The organism is Psychrosphaera haliotis, from assembly GCF_009728465.1.
Lineage (GTDB): Bacteria > Pseudomonadota > Gammaproteobacteria > Enterobacterales > Alteromonadaceae > Psychrosphaera > Psychrosphaera haliotis.
The window spans coordinates 441,484-459,149 of sequence record NZ_WOCD01000003.1 but is presented as its reverse complement, the minus strand read 5'-3'; the positions used below and the strand labels follow the sequence as shown (position 1 = coordinate 459,149).

Annotated in this window: 17 protein-coding genes; 8 read left to right on the top strand and 9 right to left on the bottom strand. The window is 40.3% G+C overall.

Annotated elements, in window-relative coordinates:
• Nucleotides 1-70 precede the first annotated feature (70 nt).
• From gcvA to GNP35_RS06925, 3 genes are all read left to right on the top strand, one after another.
• The gene (gcvA, locus tag GNP35_RS06935; protein WP_155695434.1) at nt 71-1,000 is read left to right on the top strand and encodes a transcriptional regulator GcvA; all 930 of its coding nucleotides are present in this window, start codon (nt 71-73) and stop codon (nt 998-1,000) included.
• A 176-nt stretch (nt 1,001-1,176) separates the two neighbouring features.
• Complete coding sequence (locus GNP35_RS06930; protein ID WP_155695433.1) at nt 1,177-1,698, top strand: carboxymuconolactone decarboxylase family protein; 522 nt, start codon at nt 1,177-1,179, stop codon at nt 1,696-1,698.
• Nucleotides 1,699-1,741: 43 nt separating this feature from the next.
• The gene (locus GNP35_RS06925; protein ID WP_155695432.1) at nt 1,742-2,956 is read left to right on the top strand and encodes an MFS transporter; all 1,215 of its coding nucleotides are present in this window, start codon (nt 1,742-1,744) and stop codon (nt 2,954-2,956) included.
• 105 nt (nt 2,957-3,061) lie between these two features.
• Here GNP35_RS06925 and GNP35_RS06920 read toward each other — a convergent pair whose 3' ends face one another.
• Genes GNP35_RS06920 through GNP35_RS06910 form a run of 3 tightly spaced genes read right to left on the bottom strand, consistent with a single transcriptional unit; the run spans nt 3,062 to nt 5,627 of the window.
• Nucleotides 3,062-3,760: an SOS response-associated peptidase family protein gene (locus GNP35_RS06920; RefSeq protein ID WP_155695431.1), complete on the bottom strand. Its 699-nt coding sequence runs from the start codon at nt 3,758-3,760 to the stop codon at nt 3,062-3,064.
• A 21-nt stretch (nt 3,761-3,781) separates the two neighbouring features.
• Entirely contained in the window at nt 3,782-4,450 is a 669-nt protein-coding gene (locus tag GNP35_RS06915) for a response regulator transcription factor (protein WP_155695430.1), read from the bottom strand.
• Nucleotides 4,440-5,627: a sensor histidine kinase gene (locus GNP35_RS06910; RefSeq protein WP_155695429.1), complete on the bottom strand. Its 1,188-nt coding sequence runs from the start codon at nt 5,625-5,627 to the stop codon at nt 4,440-4,442. The genes GNP35_RS06915 and GNP35_RS06910 overlap by 11 nt, the downstream gene beginning before the upstream one ends.
• A 258-nt stretch (nt 5,628-5,885) precedes the next feature.
• On the opposite strand from GNP35_RS06910, the gene GNP35_RS06905 reads away from it, so the two are divergent.
• Together GNP35_RS06905 and GNP35_RS06900 are read left to right on the top strand one after the other, a co-directional pair.
• Nucleotides 5,886-6,629 (top strand): hypothetical protein, encoded by a 744-nt coding sequence (locus GNP35_RS06905; RefSeq protein ID WP_155695428.1) that lies wholly within the window; start codon nt 5,886-5,888, stop codon nt 6,627-6,629.
• 42 nt (nt 6,630-6,671) lie between these two features.
• Nucleotides 6,672-7,784 carry a tetratricopeptide repeat protein gene (locus GNP35_RS06900; RefSeq protein WP_155695427.1) on the top strand — a complete coding sequence of 371 codons (1,113 nt, stop codon included), beginning with the start codon at nt 6,672-6,674 and terminating at the stop codon, nt 7,782-7,784.
• Here GNP35_RS06900 and GNP35_RS06895 read toward each other — a convergent pair.
• The 6 genes from GNP35_RS06895 to GNP35_RS06875 all read right to left on the bottom strand — a co-directional run bounded on the left by GNP35_RS06895 (nt 7,779) and on the right by GNP35_RS06875 (nt 12,234).
• A complete protein-coding gene (locus GNP35_RS06895; RefSeq protein ID WP_230961326.1) occupies nt 7,779-8,801 on the bottom strand; it encodes a sensor histidine kinase in 1,023 nt (340 codons plus the stop codon). The two genes, GNP35_RS06900 and GNP35_RS06895, sit on opposite strands and share 6 nt — an antisense overlap.
• 225 nt (nt 8,802-9,026) lie before the next feature.
• Nucleotides 9,027-9,332 carry a hypothetical protein gene (locus GNP35_RS15600; protein WP_230961325.1) on the bottom strand — a complete coding sequence of 102 codons (306 nt, stop codon included), beginning with the start codon at nt 9,330-9,332 and terminating at the stop codon, nt 9,027-9,029.
• Nucleotides 9,332-10,072 carry a response regulator transcription factor gene (locus tag GNP35_RS06890; protein WP_155695426.1) on the bottom strand — a complete coding sequence of 247 codons (741 nt, stop codon included), beginning with the start codon at nt 10,070-10,072 and terminating at the stop codon, nt 9,332-9,334. The genes GNP35_RS15600 and GNP35_RS06890 overlap by 1 nt, the downstream gene beginning before the upstream one ends.
• A 13-nt stretch (nt 10,073-10,085) precedes the next feature.
• Nucleotides 10,086-10,796 (bottom strand): spondin domain-containing protein, encoded by a 711-nt coding sequence (locus GNP35_RS06885; protein WP_155695425.1) that lies wholly within the window; start codon nt 10,794-10,796, stop codon nt 10,086-10,088.
• A gap of 11 nt (nt 10,797-10,807) precedes the next feature.
• Nucleotides 10,808-11,509, bottom strand: a complete 702-nt coding sequence (locus GNP35_RS06880) for a spondin domain-containing protein (protein ID WP_155695424.1) — start codon at nt 11,507-11,509, stop codon at nt 10,808-10,810.
• Nucleotides 11,510-11,619: 110 nt separating this feature from the next.
• Nucleotides 11,620-12,234: a TetR/AcrR family transcriptional regulator gene (locus GNP35_RS06875; RefSeq protein WP_155695423.1), complete on the bottom strand. Its 615-nt coding sequence runs from the start codon at nt 12,232-12,234 to the stop codon at nt 11,620-11,622.
• 141 nt (nt 12,235-12,375) lie between these two features.
• On the opposite strand from GNP35_RS06875, the gene GNP35_RS06870 reads away from it, so the two are divergent.
• The 3 genes from GNP35_RS06870 (at nt 12,376) to GNP35_RS06860 (ending at nt 17,659) form a co-directional block, all read left to right on the top strand.
• A complete protein-coding gene (locus GNP35_RS06870; RefSeq protein ID WP_230961324.1) occupies nt 12,376-13,428 on the top strand; it encodes an MBL fold metallo-hydrolase in 1,053 nt (350 codons plus the stop codon).
• 102 nt (nt 13,429-13,530) lie between these two features.
• The gene (locus GNP35_RS06865; RefSeq protein ID WP_155695421.1) at nt 13,531-14,616 is read left to right on the top strand and encodes an efflux RND transporter periplasmic adaptor subunit; all 1,086 of its coding nucleotides are present in this window, start codon (nt 13,531-13,533) and stop codon (nt 14,614-14,616) included.
• A gap of 1 nt (nt 14,617) precedes the next feature.
• Nucleotides 14,618-17,659, top strand: coding sequence for an efflux RND transporter permease subunit (locus GNP35_RS06860; RefSeq protein WP_155695420.1), 3,042 nt, complete (start codon nt 14,618-14,620; stop codon nt 17,657-17,659).
• Nucleotides 17,660-17,666: the final 7 nt, after the last annotated feature.

The window sequence follows — 17,666 nt, the reverse complement described above, 5'->3', positions numbered from 1 at the left end:
ATTTTTGACTTATTTACTTTGTTTAACAAACGAGATAATCTGAGCCGTCAATAAAGAAAAAGTTTATCGTATGAAATCACCTATACATCTCAATGCACTAAAAGCATTTGAAGCAAGTGCTCGACATCAGAGCTTTTCTGCGGCTGCAGAAGAGCTGAATGTAACCCCGGCTGCAGTAGGGCAACTAGTAAAAACATTAGAAGAGTGGCTAGATACTCCGCTGTTTCATAGAATGAGTTCAGGTAAAACAAGATTAATTGCTACAGAAACTGCGCAAAGCGCGTTGCCACTAGTTAGAGAAGGGTTTGATAAACTCGTCCAAGGCTTAGATATTTTAAAAGACAATGCCATAAGTGGCGTATTGACGGTTGCAGTAAGTCCGGCATTTGCTGCTAAATGGTTACTGCCTCGGCTTCATCACTTTCAAACTATTTGTTCAGAAACAAATGTGAATTTAAATACAAACTTAAAGCCAGTTGATTTTAATTCTCAACGTATAGATGTGGGTATCCGCTTTGGTGTTGGCAGTTGGCAAGGCTTGAGCGCTGAGAAATTAATGGATGAAGAAGTGTACCCAGTTTGCTCGCCTACTTTTTTAGAAGATAAAGGCCGGTTAGATTTAGTAGACAACTTATTGAATGAAACTCTTATACATGACCAATCAATGGACTCGCATACTGGTTTTCCATCCTGGTCGTCGTGGTTAAAAAAAGCCGGAGTATCCACTCCACACGCCACTAAAAGCATTCAAATAAATAACTCTGCTGCGGTACTTCAGTCGGCAATCGACGGTCAGGGCGTGGCACTAGCTCGCAGTGTTATGGTTAAAGATGATCTTGCGGCAGGAAGGCTAGTAAGAATATTTCCTACTATCAACTTTGAATCGCCGTTGGCGTATTACGTTATTTACCGGCCGGAATGCGCTGAACTGCCAAGAATAAAAGCATTTAAAGAATGGCTGTTCAAAGAGGTGGAAAACCATCCAACTCCAAGTTCTTAAAGCTGTGCAGTATTTTTGTAAAAAACGTAAAGTTATAGATAAACCCAGTAAAGAAAAATTTAACCACAGTAAAAGATAATCTCTGTGGTTAAGTACTTTCATCGCCCGTAAACCTCTGCTCCAAAATAAAGCCCACTTAAATAATTAAGCGGCCTTTATTTTGGAGTATGAGAATTATGTCACAAGTCAGAGTAACGCCATGGCAAGATGGCGACGAAGCCCCTGTAGAACTACTAGCTGAAATGCAAGGTCGCCGTCCAAACGGTGAGCTAATAGGCATAGATAGGTTACTTCTACGAAGCTTTCCTTTAGCTAAAGGTTGGAATGAGTTACTTGGTCGAGTAAGAGCAAACTTTCGTTTATCGCTTGAGTTCCGTGAACTTATTATGTTGCGTGTTGCTGTATTAAATAAAGCTGATTTTGAGTGGAACGTCCATTACCCAGCGTATATTCAAGCCGGTGGCACAGATGAAAAAGCGACTGCGCTTAAAAACGTGGTTGTTAGTTCAAGTTTTTTCTCTGAACAAGAACAGGCCTTATTAGAGCTTACGGATCAATCAACCACTAAAGTAACAGTAGATAGCGAAGTAATAGAGCGTTTAAAAATGTTATTTGGCGAAACAGAAGCTGTTGAGGCTATAGCAACTGTTGCTGCCTACAACATGGTATCGCGCTTTTTAGTGGCGTTAGACATTTAATATTGCTTGTTGACTCAGCAACTCTAGTTAGGAAGTAACTCAAATGCCGAAATTAAGCGCTACAAATATAAATGAAACTTTTGACTCACAAGTTCAAAAATCTAACTTGTGGCGCTTGGCGTTAGCCCAAGCGCTTTCGGGCGCCAATAGTGTTGTGTTATATGCGACTGGTGCCGTAGTAGGGAGCACTTTGGCACCTACTGCTATTTTGGCAACCTTACCCATTTCTATTTTTGTCTTGGGTATGGCTATCTGTGTTTTACCTGCTGGCGAATTAGCTCGGCAATATGGTAGGCAAGCATCATTTATGGCAGGAACAGGAGCTGGGGTATTAACCGGCATTTTGGCTGCAGTTTCCCTATATTTAGACAGTTTTTGGCTATACAGTATTTCCGCACTTTTTGGTGGTGCTTATGCAGCTGTTGCACTTTCTTTCCGGTTTGCAGCGACAGATGGTGTACCAGTAAATAAACGGGCGCAAGCACTATCGATGGTAATGGCGGGAGGTGTGGCAGCAGGTGTTATTGGCTCGCAATTAGTGACGCATACCATGCACTTTTGGACTGATAAGATGTTTGCCGCGACATTTATCGCTCAGGCTATTGTAGCTGCGATTGCAGGTATTATTTTATTTGGTGTTAAATCGATTAAACCACCAAGGCACCAGCCATATTCGGGAAGACCACTCGTTAAAATTGCACTTCAACCACGCTTTATAAGTGCAGTTATATGCGGAGCTGCATCTTATATGGTAATGAACTTTCTAATGACATCAGCACCATTAGCCATGCATATGCATGGTCATAGTCAAGAGTCAGCCAACTTAGGAGTGCAGTGGCATGTTATCGCAATGTATGCGCCAAGCTTTTTTACAGGCAGGTTGATAACACGTTTTGGCGCAGCTCGTATTTCTATATTTGGTATTATGTTAACGGCTATTTCAGCGAGTATTGGCTTTTTAGGTGAGGGTGTTTATCACTTTTATGCATTGCTGATTTTGCTAGGCATAGGCTGGAACTTTGGTTTTTTAGGGGCGTCAGCATTAGTGTTGGAAACCCAAAGATCCGAAGAGAAAAATCGTGCTCAATCGTTTAGTGATTTTATTGTTTTTGGATTAGTGGCAATAGGTTCTTTTTCATCTGGCGGATTATTAAGCACCTACGGTTGGCATACTGTTTTATGGGCTTCATTTATACCTTTGTTGCTAGCGTTAGTTATTCTTATAGTAACAAAAAAATACAATCGAAAAGGTATGTGAATAAGGTGTGTGAATTAAACAGGCGAAATGTTTTGAAAGATTACTTTTCGCCGTTATTCTTCAGGAACGTAGTTTTTGATAAGTTTGTCATAAATTTACCGGTTATTAACGATCGCCATTTATCAGCTTTCTATCGCCAATGGCATTAAATGTACTCGGTTTGTCGATGGCCTGAGCCCACAAGTTTTGTGGCAAGTGTGGCTGCAACAGGTGGTTAAACAATTCAGTGTTTGTTTGAGTTGAGTCTAACCATGCAGTCAGTAAGTCTTTGTTTTGGGGCAATAGAAGAGGCATAGCTTTACTATGAATGTGTTTGATTTTGTCATGCGGTGGTAAGGTGATGATGGAGCAACTCAGCGCTGTTTCACCCGTATTAACGTTTAACCATTCTTTGTATAAACCACCAAAGGCTATAGCTTGTCTGTCTTCGGCCTCAAAGTCGTAATAGTGTATTGGCTTTTTGTTAACGAACTCCGTTTCACCAAAACCTTTGGCGGGGATGATGCAACGGCTTTCTTTAAAAGGCACAAAGCCTGCGCTTCTAGGCACATTTAGCTTGTCATATCGCGTATTAAACGAGGTGTATTTAGATGGCTTAAACCCTTCGGTGTGATTGTCTAATAATAACCACCAGATAGCGCTATCGGCTTGAGTAATGCCAGCATTTTCTCGAACAATGGTGACTTTATCAGTTGCACGTTTAAAGCGGCCTGTCTGCAAGGGTTCAGACCAAAGCTGTATATTGAGCTGCTCACACAGTTGTTGAACACCAATGTCGTCAATCACGTTAAGTCTACCGCACATAATATTCCCAGTTACCTAAGGCTATTTTAATATACCAATTTCAATAGCAGCTAAAACAGCGCGCGTTCTGTCGCGCACTCCAAATTTAGACAGTATATTAGACACGTGATTTTTAATAGTTCCTTCAGATTTAAATAAGGCTTCTGAAATCTCCTTATTTGAATAACCACAAGCCATTAACCTAACTACTTCCATCTCTTTTTTTGAAAGCTCCACCTGATTGTCTTGATAAATAAAACTCGCACTTGTTGAAGATAAGTCATTAGATTGGTTTTTTACACCGGCTACGAGTCTTTCAGTTATAGCTGGCTGCACCAAGGTATGGCCATCAAAAACAGTCTGAATTGAATTGCATAATGTGTCTAGTGACACGTCTTTTAATAAATAACCCTTTGCACCGTTAGTTAAACCTTGTAACACAAGTTGGTGATCGTCAAAGGTTGTTAAAATAATAGCGGGAATGGTAATGTTGTTCTCTTGTAAAAGCTTAAGCGTTTGGATTCCATTCACTTTAGGCATAGACATATCAAGTAAGATGATATCTATTTTGTGCAGTGAAAGTTGCTCTAGGACTTGGCTGCCATCATTTGCTTCGGCCACTACTTTTATAAAATCAGAGAGGTTTAATAAGCTTTTGATACCTTCTCTAACTAGCATTTGGTCATCAACCAACAAAACACTAATTGTCATTTTTTGCTCCCTCAGTATTGTCTAATAGGGGGATGTTTAACCTAATAGTCACTTGAGTTCCAATAATTTCAAATGTTGCAGTACCATTATATGAGGATAGGCGTTCTTGCATTCCTGTCAGACCGTTTCCAAATGGCAGTGTAGTGCAGAGTTGCTTATTATTTGAACTTGCCTCCACGTAGTCTTTTTTCTTTACGTTGCTATGAGTTTTTAAGTTTTCATTTACGTACCGGCTCCTATTTGCGTAGCCGTTGCCATTGTCGGTTATCTCAACTTCAATTGTGGAGTCTGTAGAAATAAGACAAATATTTACAACACTTGCATTGCCATGTTTTACGGCGTTAGTCACGGCCTCTTGGATACAGCGCAATAAATCATGCAGGAGCTCAATGTTTTCAATATTTAATTCGGTATCGGTCACATTAATGGTTAAGTTTGGGAATGACGATTCAATACCTTTTATGGCCTTAGAAATATCAATATGCTGATTCTCTCTAATAACCGAAACAGCTTCACGCACATCGCTTAAAAGTAACTTAGCTAAAAAGTAACTCTGAGAAATGGGTTGTTTTAAGTCCGCCGGTGAGTCGTATTTTTCCGTGAGATGGTTAGCGACCTGAAGGTTGATATTCAAGGCGGTTAAATGATGCCCTAGAAGATCATGTAACTCTCTTGCTATTCGCGTACGTTCTTGTTGTTTTGTTGACTCAGCTAAAAGCTCTTTAGCAGCAACAAGTTCAACATTTAACGCTTTAGCTTTGTCAGAAGCTTGTTGGGCTTTAAGCACTTGTAAACTTGTCATTAAAGCAAACATATGGAAGGCATAATAAAGCAAACCACTATAAAAAGCGGCGCGTTGTTCCCATAACACTGCGTAAAGCGTAAACCATGTAAACACGGTAACTGAGGTGATTAAAAATGCCCGAGCGGGGGATAAGTAGTGAAGTGAAATTGCTGCCCACACAATGGTTAAGATAGGTAAAAAGTCTAAAGGGATAAGGCTCATGATGAAAAAAGAGAACAACAGCATGAAGGTGAAAAATAGGCGCTGGTGGGTAATAGTCAGACGATTGTTAAATGTTCGAGTTGCGCCAATAAAGCAAATCAAGTAACCCAAAAATCCAAGGATGATAAAAGGCTGGTTGTTTTGAATGACTGGGTCAGCATTTGGCATCATTCGAAGTGTAATAAAAAAGACGAAAAACCATGTGCCTACGCCAATTACATCTTCTATTCTAATGTGTTTTTTACCGCACTAATGAAAGACATATTCTTCATTTATTGTTTTGATATTAACTGATTATGGCAAATAACAGGTTGAGTTAAAATAGGTCAAAAGTCATGGTTTTAAATCATGACTTTATGCACTGTTGGTTTTTTTGGAGAAGGTTAAGCTAATTCTAGTTTTTCAAAACTCCAATGACAGGAACTAAACATGTACGAATCAATTCATAAATTGGCACTTGTATTACATATAGCAATAGGAAGTGCTGGACTCGTTATATTCTGGCTGCCCATCTTTAGCAAAAAAGGCGGCGCTTTTCACAAACAAGCAGGAAATTGGTTTGCCAAAGGCATGACCATTGTTGCCTACAGCGGCATATTGATGTCGACGTTAGTATTTATTGACCCGCTGGCCGTGCGAGACCCAAACAACCAGTTTACATTGGAGCAAGCAACAAATGTTGTCGAGGTAGCGAGAGCAACAGCCGCATTTTTGTTTATGTTGTCCTGCTTAGTGCTTTGCACAACACGACAGGGTATTAATGTACTTAAGGCAAAAGACGATCGCTCAATACTTAAAACACCTGCTCACCTAGTACCTATTTTTTTATTAATGTTATCTGCAGTTTACGTTGGTATGCTGAGCTTTCAGCGCGCAAGTTTGTTATATCCCATTTTTAGTGTTTTATCGTTTTTTGTAGCGATAGGTATGCTTAAGTATATTTTTCGTGCAGAAGTTAGTAAGCGCACTTGGATTATTGAGCACGTAACTAACATTATCGCGTCGGGTATTGCTGCTTATACTGCATTTTTGGTTTTTGGCGGACAATCATTTTTAGCGGGTTTAGTGCCTAGCAACATGCAAATCATGTTCTGGATAATGCCTGGTGTTGTGGGTGGATTTTTGTCTCATGTATACGCGTCGAAGTACCGTAAAATTTATAACGTGAAATAAAAACATTTCCTAAATTCAATCAAGGCTTTAAAGGACAATAAAATGAACATGAAAAAAGCTATAAAGTTAATGCCGTTATTACTGCTTAGTGTGAGCTTGACCGGGCCAGCTATTGCAACCCAAACGGCTTCTGTAAATCAAACTAAAGGCGAAGCGAACAAAAAAAGCACTATTGGCGCCGTATCTACCCCAAAAGTAACTGATAACTCATACGTCGAAGTCGAAAGGCTTCTTTATATTGGAGAATTAGAACAAGCGGCAACGATGATAGCAGAATTAGTATCTTCGGTAGATTCAAAAAAACAACAGGGGTTGTTAAAAGCGCGGATTCAATTAGCTCAAAATAAACTAGACCAGGCTAGCAACACAATGGATCAGCTAATAGCTCGTTTCCCTTCAGATCCAGAGTTGCATTATTGGCTTGCTATGATAAACGGAAGCCAAGCCCAACAGGCGTCAATATTCAGCGCAGGTGCATTTGCTAAAAAGTCCAAAAATGGTTTTGTCAAAACCATAAAGCTAGACACAAATTATGTGCAAGGGTATCAAGGTTTAATTCAGTTTTATCTAGGTGCGCCAGCCATTGCGGGTGGTTCGCTTAAAAAGGCAAAAAAAACAGCAGCAGAACTTCTTGAAATAAACCGACAGCAAGGGTTATTAAGCTTAGTCAGTATAGCGAGGGAAGATGACGATGAAAAACTTGAAACAAAGACAATTAAGGCGTTAGAAAGTGAGTTTCAAACCAGTGCAACGGCCCAATATGTTGTTGGCTTTTATTACCAACAAAAAAAGAAATTTGATAAAGCGTTTCTAGCGTTTAATAAAGCAGTCACGATTGCTGACTACTCTGAGGTCACAGGTGAGAGCGAACAAGACTTTAAAGATTCAAAACTTAATGCCACATATCAGCTTGGGCGAAACGCTGTTTTTTCAGAGCAATATGTTGAAGAGGGAATTGCGGCATTACATAAATATTTGAACGCTGATATATCAATCACTATGCCTTCCAAACACTGGGCAAGTTATCGTTTAGCGAAACTTTACATATTAAATGCTCAGTCAGAGCATGCAAAACCAATACTTCAAAAATTGAGTCGTATTGATCATGCTGACAACCTTGAAAACTTAGCAAAAAAGGAGCTGCAAAGCTTATAAGCTGGTTACTCTTGGCACTTGGAAACTAAATCGAGTGCCAGTGCCTTCTTCGCTTTCTACTGATAAGTCCGATTTAAATAAAGCCACCAAACTTTTGCTTATAGCTAATCCAAGGCCTGCGTGAGGCTGGGTATCTTCGCGGCTATTACTAGCTCGATAGCGAGCCTGAAAAATATGCGCTAACTCCTGCTGATTTATGCCAATTCCTGTATCCTTTACTTCTATTCGAAGTTGCTGTTTATCGCCTGTAACTTCAAAAACAGAAAGTGTAATTTCACCCTGTTTAGGTGTGTGTCGAATGGCGTTATCAATTAGGTTTGAGAGCACTCGTTCAAGCTTGCCAATGTCGGTAAATATCTGATAATTGCACTCAGCGGGTTCAACGTTAATGACAATGTTTTTGCGAGCCGCTTTGAGCTCAAATTTAGCCGCCACATCATAAAGTAATTCACCAAGGGCAACGGACTCATTTTTTAATGTCACCTGGCCGCCTTCTAAATATGCCAACTCAAATATCTGGTCTATTAAGCGTTTTAAATTTTTAGAGTTTTTCATGGAAATATTAATAAACTTTTTACGTTCATCAGCCGAAAGACGCTCCCCATGCATATAAAGCGTTTCTATGTAACCTTGCAAGCTAGCCAGTGGGGTTCTTAAGTCATGAGATAGGTCTGCCAATAAGATACGGCGTTGCTCGTCAATATTTTCTAGCTGAGAGAACTGCCCTTGAATTTTTTCGAGCAAGTTATTTATAGTTGAAACAACAAGTTGTAATTCGTCATCTTTTGGAAAATCTAAATTTAAGCTAACACCTTGCTTATTCCATTGTCCGTTCCCTAAGTCTTTTAGTGAATTAGATATTTTACAAAGCGGTAATGTAAAAAAACGGAATAACACTAATAGAATAGCCAACATAAACGCAATAGAAATAGCCGCGATAATTGAGGTGTCACCAAATTGGTTATCTTTTTTAACGGCGGCCAAAATAGAGTCATGTATCTCGCCGCCAATAATCATATACAAGTAACCTTGTAAAACGTTGTTATTATAAACGGGCGCCGCTGAAAAATCTTTTTGTCTTGGTTTATCGAATTAATAGGCTCTTCGTTTGTTAGGTTTGTTGTATCTAATGAAAGTTGTTTTGTAAGTAATCCTGAACTCTTTGGATCGTCACCTAAAATGGGCAGTGGATGTATTCCACTAATCAGCTGCTTAACAGGCTCTATATCAATATGAGAACGTTTAATCTTGCCGGGTTTCTGCAGAGTAGGTGAGTATTTTTCCATTAGGGTCGAGATAATAAAACTCAAAGCTAGGGCCCAGCATCATTAGTGTATGGAAAAGGTTCTTTAATCCATCGTAATCATAAACGCCATCCGCCAGCAGAGGGTTGTCTTGAACTAAATGTTTAGCGAGTCCTAAGTGCAACCGTTGCTCCGATTCCAATTGAGTATTTTCTCGTAACTCACCGCTCCACCAAATTATTAAATAAATAATACCGGCAAATACCAATGTGAGTGAGATCACGAGTCTTTTATACAACGACATTAATTGGCTCCTTGAGCACTTAATTTGTAACCTACGCCCCACACAGTTTGAATAATCTGTGCATCAGTTGGGTTAACTTCCAGTTTTGCACGAAGGCGATTGATGTGAGAATTTACAGTGTGTTCATAACCGCTGTGGCCATAACCCCAGACACTTTCTAAAAGTTGGGCTCGGCTAAAGACTTGTTCTGGGTGCTTAATAAAGTGTTTTAACAAATCATACTCTGTTGACGTTAAATCTAACTCATGAGCACCTAAAGTAGCTCTGTGCAATTTATCATCGATAGTTAATTGACCTATTTTGTAATTGTTTATTTGATTTGGTAGTTCTTTAAAGGCATCGTCGACTTTAGGTAAATCACGCTGTTTAATTAAATTAACCTTTCTTAATTGTGACCTAACTCTTGCTTGTAGCTCTCGAATACTAAAAGGTTTGGCCATGTAATCATCCGCGCCGAGTTCAAGTCCCAATACTCTGTCTACTTCAGAGTTTTTTGCCGTTAACATGATGATGGCTTGTTCAGGCTTTTGTTTTCTAACTTCATTACAAATATCTAACCCAGACAATGAAGGCAACATGATGTCTAGTAGCAATAAACTAAATGGTTTGGTCAGTGCTTTTTCTAGCGCTTTTTTGCCATCAGATTCGTGCTCAGTGGTAATTCCCAACTCCATTAAATTAACGCGAATAAGGTTCGCTATATCAATATCGTCTTCCACGATAAGCACTGAATCTGTCATTTAAAGCTCCTAGTTATTCCGTCCGAGTTATCGTTATTTTGGCGGTTGGCTGATCAAACTTGTGCGCTTGAGTGAGCACCGAGGACATGAGCCCGTCGTCCATAGATACAACACCTCTGTGCATGCTTACTATGTCCGAATCATCTCTTGCAGACTCGTATCCAGCACCACCATCAGCCGGGCCTGGTATGGTTCCGGCCATCTCACTGTTGGCTTCTGTACCTGCGTCATAAACACCCGTCATTGCGCTCCAGCTATCACCCACCATTAAGTCGGAAAGCGAGATACTATTAAGACCGGTAAAGCCGTCATTTGTATTCACCAACATAGTGGCTAATGACAATAAAGATTCTGTAGTGTCTTCTATGGATATAGAAACAGTTTCTGAAGCGCCTGGCATTAATATGCCATTACCAGCAGCTGAAACCGTTACGTTGCTCAATGCAAACAAATCGGCGTTAGCACCAGACTCCGCAAGTTTCTCAAGTGCAACACTCGCTGGTTCACCAATTGACCAAAGGGCACCATCGTTGTGTAGAACTACTGAAAGTGGTGAGAAAGGTTGGCTATAGGTTAAGTTGGTGACCGTTACGTCATAAGTAACCACTAAAGGTTCCGGCTCAATAATTGGCGCAATTTTGTCATCATCATCGCTGCAACCTGATAGGAAAGCTACACTCAACGTTGACGCTAAAAGAGCGAGTTTTATTTTTGATTTGATCATGCTGTTGCTCCTTAATTAACCGTGATTGTGACTTTTGCAACTGGGTTTAACCAACGATGAACTGTACTATCAAGGTCTGACATACCAGCAGAAACGTCAGTGTCGCCTAAGTTACCTCGGTGCACGTGAACCATGCTGTTTTCTTCCATATCCGTCACGCCAACGGCACCAGTACCATTATTTCCAGAAGGGTCAACTGGAATACCTAGAACGCCTGGCATGCCACCACCATTTATTATTTCATTATTGGCTTCTGTGCCAGCATCATAGCCGTTCAGATAAACAGTGTAAGTACCTGGTTCGTCGGGAATAGACCAACTGTCTAGACCAACAAAACCATCATTGGTAGGTAACAACATGGAGACAATTGAAAGGTGAACGTTGCCATCGGTGGTTGACAACATGGTTTCGGTAGATGCGCCTGGAGCTAAAAGACCGCCAGCCGGGTTTTCGCTTGAATCTGCATTGATTGTTGCTAACGTGCTAGAAAAGCCAGAAATATCGCCACCTTCGGCTACTTTTTGCAAATCTTCACTTGCTGCCATACCTAACTCATATAGGTGAGCATCAGAAGTATGTGCCGTAATAAGAAGTGGTGTGAAATAAATGCCGTGTGTCAGGTTTGTTACTTTTATGTCTAACTCAGCAGCAGACAGTGGACCAGCTAGAAGTGCGAGACAAGAAGGGATGAGTACTTTGTTAATAACTTTCATTTTTTATCCTTATTAGTTTTGACCTAACAAGAATGAAATAAAGTTATCCCAAAAGTATCACGAACAAGTCACAATTTAATAAAGATTAAAATAAAGCAGAATAGGGCGAATTATTTAGCCAAGTAACGGCACATTATTAGCTGAACGGTTTCCTCTGCAAGTTCAATACACTGTTCATTAGTCAGCGGAGCGTCAAATCGTAAGATTTGTGGCCAAAATGCTTGGCCTTTTATAAGCCCAATAATTTGCTCATTAGCTTTGATGGCATCCATACCAACAAACTTTCCATCCTTGTTAGCTTCTTTTAACCATCGAATCAGGGCGGTTTCTTGTTCAAAAAACTGTCGCATGTCCGCTCTAAAACTGTCAGTACTAAAAAGTGTGTGACTAATTGCAACTCTAACAAGCTCAAAGAAATTCTCATTCTGACTAAATGCAATTTCGTTTAAGACGAGTTCTAAAAACTGCTCTTTCAAAGGCTTATCTGGTGAGTAATTTACATTGTAGGCAACAAGAGTTTTAGACCAAATGTCTTTGATTATATGAGTAACGAGTACCTCTTTACTATCAAAGTGATTGTAAACCGTTCGCTTAGAAACACTGGCCGTTTCAGCAATTTTATCCATGCTGGTGTCGGCAACACCATATTGCTGAAACGCTTTTAAAGCGCCAGTTAATATAGCTTCTCGTTTTATTTCACTGCGGGTCTTTTTTAACTCAGTCATATCAATCTCTCAGAAAAGTTATGATTATTTTACACCGATCAGTTTACTTTACAAATTTTCTATTTAAACTATACCGTGTAGTTTACTTTTTTTTGTGGTTGGCATATGAATAGGAAAATAGCGCTGATAGGGGCACTGATAATGGCGAGTACAATTTTTAGCGCTTGTTCAAATTTATCTTCAAATGAACAGGCAAAAACAAAATTCGAAAATACCGATATTAAATATCAAAACTCATGGTCAAAAGTTTGGTCAATCGCAAAAGCGTACTGGCGTGATAATCGCACTGATGCAACGCCTAAGGCTGATATTCCTGTATTGCCATTATCCATATCCGATTTAAACAAAACCACTGAAGATATCGCTGTTCGATTAGGTCACTCTACCGTCTTATTAAAAATTGATGGCGATTTTATTTTACTAGATCCGGTTTTTAGCGAACGTGTTTTTGCTGTGCAGTGGTTGGGCCCGAAACGTTTTCATCAGTCGCCAATTAGCATAAAAGAACTGCCTCCAATTAAAGCCGTTATTATCAGCCACGATCACTATGATCATTTAGATAAAAATGCGATTCAGGCGCTAGCGGAAAAAACGGAGCGCTTTGTTACGCCACTAAATGTTGGTAAACACCTTAAAGACTGGGGCATTGACGCAAATAAAGTAACTGAACTGAATTGGTGGGAAACCACCACGATTGATCAAATTAAATTAACAGCTACGCCATCACAGCACTTTTCTGGGCGAGGCCTGTTTGATAGAGATGAAACTCTTTGGGCTAGCTGGGTAATTCAAGGCTGGGATAGTAATATTTTTTTCACCGGAGACTCTGGTTACTTTGCAGGTTTCAAGGAAATTGGTGAAAAGTACGGACCATTCGACCTAACCCTTGTGGAAACGGGTGCCTATAATGATTTGTGGGCAGATATACACATGTTGCCTGAGCAAAGTTTACAAGCACATATAGACCTTAAAGGTAAGGCGATGATGCCAGTGCATAACGGAACGTTTGATTTGTCTTTACACAATTGGTTTGAACCACTCGAGATGATAACCAATTTAGCCATCGAAAATGATGTCAGGTTAATAACACCAAAGTTTGGTGAAATAGTCAGCATAAAACAACCTCTACCAAGTGAAAAATGGTGGACGCTAAATGGAATTAAAGCAGAGGTGGTTTTTAGTGGATTAGAATAATCTGAAAAATGACAGAACTTACAAATTTAAGCGAATAATAAACTAAATAAAAATCTCATCAGCGACTAATATTTAAAGCTGGTCACCATTGTTGGAATAATTATGTTTAAAAACAAATCGGTATTTGGTTCAAAGCAGCCAATACTAGCAATCGCCCTAGTTACAACTGCACTGATAAGCGGCTGTTCAGAAGCGCCAAAAGAAGAAGTGAAAAAGGAAGTAGCCCAAGCTGTTAAACTTGTAGCTGTATCAGACTCTCCCGATTCTACTATTCATACCTTTCCAGCCGAGGTTTCAGCTGTAAAAACAATAGATGTTAGTTTTGAGGTAAAAGGCCGATTACAAGATACAAATTTATTAACGGGTACTTTAGTGGAAAAAGGCGATGTACTCGCAAAAATAGATCCTACTCCATTTAACCAGTTAGTGCAGGAAGCTAAGGCTAGATTAACGCAAGCAAAACGTAATTTAGACCGAGTGTCATCAACTTATGAAAAACAATTGGCTTCACAAAGCGAAATGGACAGTGCCAAAACGAATTATGAACTGGCTGAAATTGCACTACAAAGAGCTGAGCAAGACCTAAGTTATACAACGCTTGTTTCTCCATTTGATGCACAAATATCTGAGCGCTTAGTCGATAACAATAGTTATGTTACGGCTGGTCAGATTATAGCTCGAGTGCAAGACGTATCACGCTTCTACTTTAATATAAATGTACCCGAGCGAATTGTTAGTCGTTACAAGTCTGGAACGCCGATCACGGCAAGCGCTTTTATTATTAGCTTACCTGAGCGTCAATATGAGCTTGAATATGTTGAACATGACACTCAACCAGATCCAACAACACAAACGTATAAAGTGGTATTTGCGGCGAGCGTAAAAGATAAAAACTTAACGCCAGGAGCCAGAGCTGTAGTTGAAGTCACTATTGGCTCGCAAAGTTATGGTGAAGGTGTACTAGTACCGTTTACGTCATTAGTTGGCAGTGAAGATACTGGTTTTCATGTTTGGCGTTTTAATGATGCGTCTGGGAAAGTTGAAAGTGTTGATGTTTCAGTCCTTCATATAGAGAAGTCATATGCATTAGTAACTGGCGAATTGTTAAAAGGCGAAAAAGTTGTTGCTGCAGGCGCTAACAAAATGCGTGCAGGACTAGTTGTAAAGCCATATAGAACGGAGCGTTAAAATGGATATTGCACGTTATTCCATTAACAATCCTGTTAATGTATGGCTATTTGTTATTGTAATGCTGATTGGTGGTTTGTTTGGTTTGGAAAACATCGGCCGACTAGAAGACCCAGCGTTTACCATAAAGCAAGTGCAGGTAGTAACTCAATACTCAGGTGCTGGTGCGCAAAAAGTTGAGCGTGAAATTACAGAGCCATTAGAAATTGCTATTCAGCAGATGTCTCAACTTTATAGATTAAACTCTATTTCTAAACCAGGTGTTTCAGAAATAACCGTTGAAGTACGCCCTCAAATTGACTCAGACAAGTTACCACAGGTGTGGGATGAACTGAGGAAAAGACTTAGGGATGCGGGCAAAAACCTTCCTGCTGGTGCTCAACAACCCGCTGTATATGATGACTTTGGTGACGTATACGGTATGTATTACGCTTTAACGGCACCTGATTTTACACCTCAAGAACTCAGAGAGTTTGCTCGCATAATACGTAGAGAACTGTTGGTTACGGAAGGCGTAGCAAAGGTTCAAGTTACCGGAGTACAACAAGAGCAGCTTGTTGCGTATATTAATCCCTATCAAATTTCCGGCTTGGGTATTTCATTTCCTGATTTAACAAATTTGTTAGCAGAAAACTTAAAGCCATTTAATGGCGGAAGAGTGCAGGTCGATGGTCGAAAAGTTCGTCTAGTCATTGAAAATGCGGCTGACCGAATTGAAGAGATCTATAATTTAACGTTAGTTGTTCCTGGCACTACGCGTTCTATAAAAATTAGAGACATTGCGGAGCTAAAATTTGAGCCGGTTGATATTCAACAAGTGTTAGTTCGTTATCAAGGCGAGGAGGCAATTACGCTTGCGGTTTCAGCTCTTAATGACGTTAATATTGTTAACGTTGGTAATAATGTAAACGCAAAGGTAAATGAGTTACTGACCAAATTACCAGCCGGTATAACGTTAGCGCCAATTTATGATCAAGCAGCCTTGGTTGATCAGTCTGTTCAAGGATTCATCGACAACCTCATTCTTTCTGTTGCTGTTGTAACATTAACTCTGTGCATTTTTATGGGCTGGAGAAGCGGTTTAGTAGTGGGTTCTGTTTTGTTGATTACCGTTATGGGAACCGTATTGATAATGTGGTTAATGGGGCTGCAACTTCAGCGTATTTCCTTAGGGGCTATGGTAATTGCAATGGGGATGTTAGTGGACAATGCTATTGTTGTTGCCGAAGGCATGATGTTGCGAATGCGTCAGGGTAAGTCGGCTCGTGAAGCGGCTAGTTTTATCGTAAAAAGAACACAATGGCCTCTGTTAGGTGCAACTGTGATAGGTATTGCAGCCTTCTCTGGCATTGGTTTATCAGATGATGCAACGGGCGAATTCCTGTTTTCATTGTTCGCAGTTGTGCTTATTTCACTAATGCTGAGCTGGATACTAGCAACCACAGTTGTCCCACTGTTTGGAAAGTATTTTTATCAAGTTGGCGATCAACCAGAAGAAGGTGAAGAGCACAATGCGTTTTATCGAGGTTATTTAGCCTTATTACAGTTTTCGTTGAAGTTTAGATGGATAACAATGGCTGTATTGTTTGGTATTACCATTGTTGCTTACGGCAGCTTTGGGTTAGTAAAACAAGGCTTTTTCCCGCCATCAAACGCTCCGCTATTTTTAGTTCATTACTGGGGAGCGCAAGGACAAGATATACGCTCTACAACGGATGAAGTCATTAGAGCAGAAAAAGTCATTCTTGCTCAAGAAGAGGTTGCCGCTGTAACGAGTTATGTTGGTCAAGGTGCCGATAGGTTTACACTGACGTATGCACCACAGCAGCCCAATGAAAGTTATGGTTTTTTCTTAGTTAAGACAAACTCTCGAGATGAAATCCCTGCGGTTATTGAAAAACTTAATGCCCAACTACCTCAACTAGATTTAAGTGCAGACTATTACACAGAACGTATGCAATTTGGCCCTGGCGGTGGTGCGAAGTTGGCTGCTAGATTCTCAGGTCCGGATACAGAGGTGCTTCGTCAGCTTGCCGCTCAAGCTGAAACTATAATGCTTGAAGATGACAGCATAAGAGACGTTCGACATAACTGGCGTGGCAAAGGTCTAGCACTAAATACCCATTACGATGCATTTAGCGCAGGTATTGCTGGGGTCTCAAGAACGGACTTTAGTCAGTCTATTCAATATGCGAGCAATGGTTTAGTACTTGGTAACCTTGTTGATGGTGACTATACCTATTCAATTAAAGCTAAGATGGCTACATCGGCTGCTTCAGAAATCGAAGCTTTAGAAAACAACCAAGTTTGGAGCAGTGCGGAACGCAAATATATTCCTTTCCAACAAATTTCTAAAGGTGTTGAGCTTGTAAATGAAGAAACGCAAATTCACCGTCGAAATAGAGTAAGAACAATCACGGTATATGGTGAACCTGGATTTAATGAAACGGCAGGTAAGGCGTTCTCAAGGTTGCAGCCAAAAATTGAAGGTATGGAGTTGCCTGATGGTTATAAACTTGAGTGGGGTGGGGAATATGAATCCTCAGCTGACGCTCAAAAGGCTCTAGGCGGCGGATTGCCTCTTGGTTTCTTGGTAATGTTTTTAATCTCAGTATTGTTATTTGGTAAGGTTAGGCAACCTTTGATTATCTGGTTGACGGTTCCGATGGCTGTTGTGGGTGTTGTAACCGGGTTATTGTCAACGGATATGCCATTTGGGTTTATGTCGTTGCTTGGTTTCTTAAGCTTATTTGGAATGCTAATTAAGAATGCCATTGTTTTAATTGAAGAAATCGACCTTCAAATTGAAGAGGGAAAAGCAAAGCGCATTGCAATTATTACGGCGAGTACCAGTCGTTTAAGGCCTGTGGCACTAGCTGCGATTACTACGATACTAGGAATGGCACCATTACTGTCCGACCCGTTTTTTGCTGACATGTCAGTCACCATCATGGGTGGTTTGGCGTTCGCGACTATTCTAACGCTGGTGGCAGTGCCAGTCATGTATAGCATGTTCTTTGGCGTAAGTTATCGTAAGCAGTAACATAACC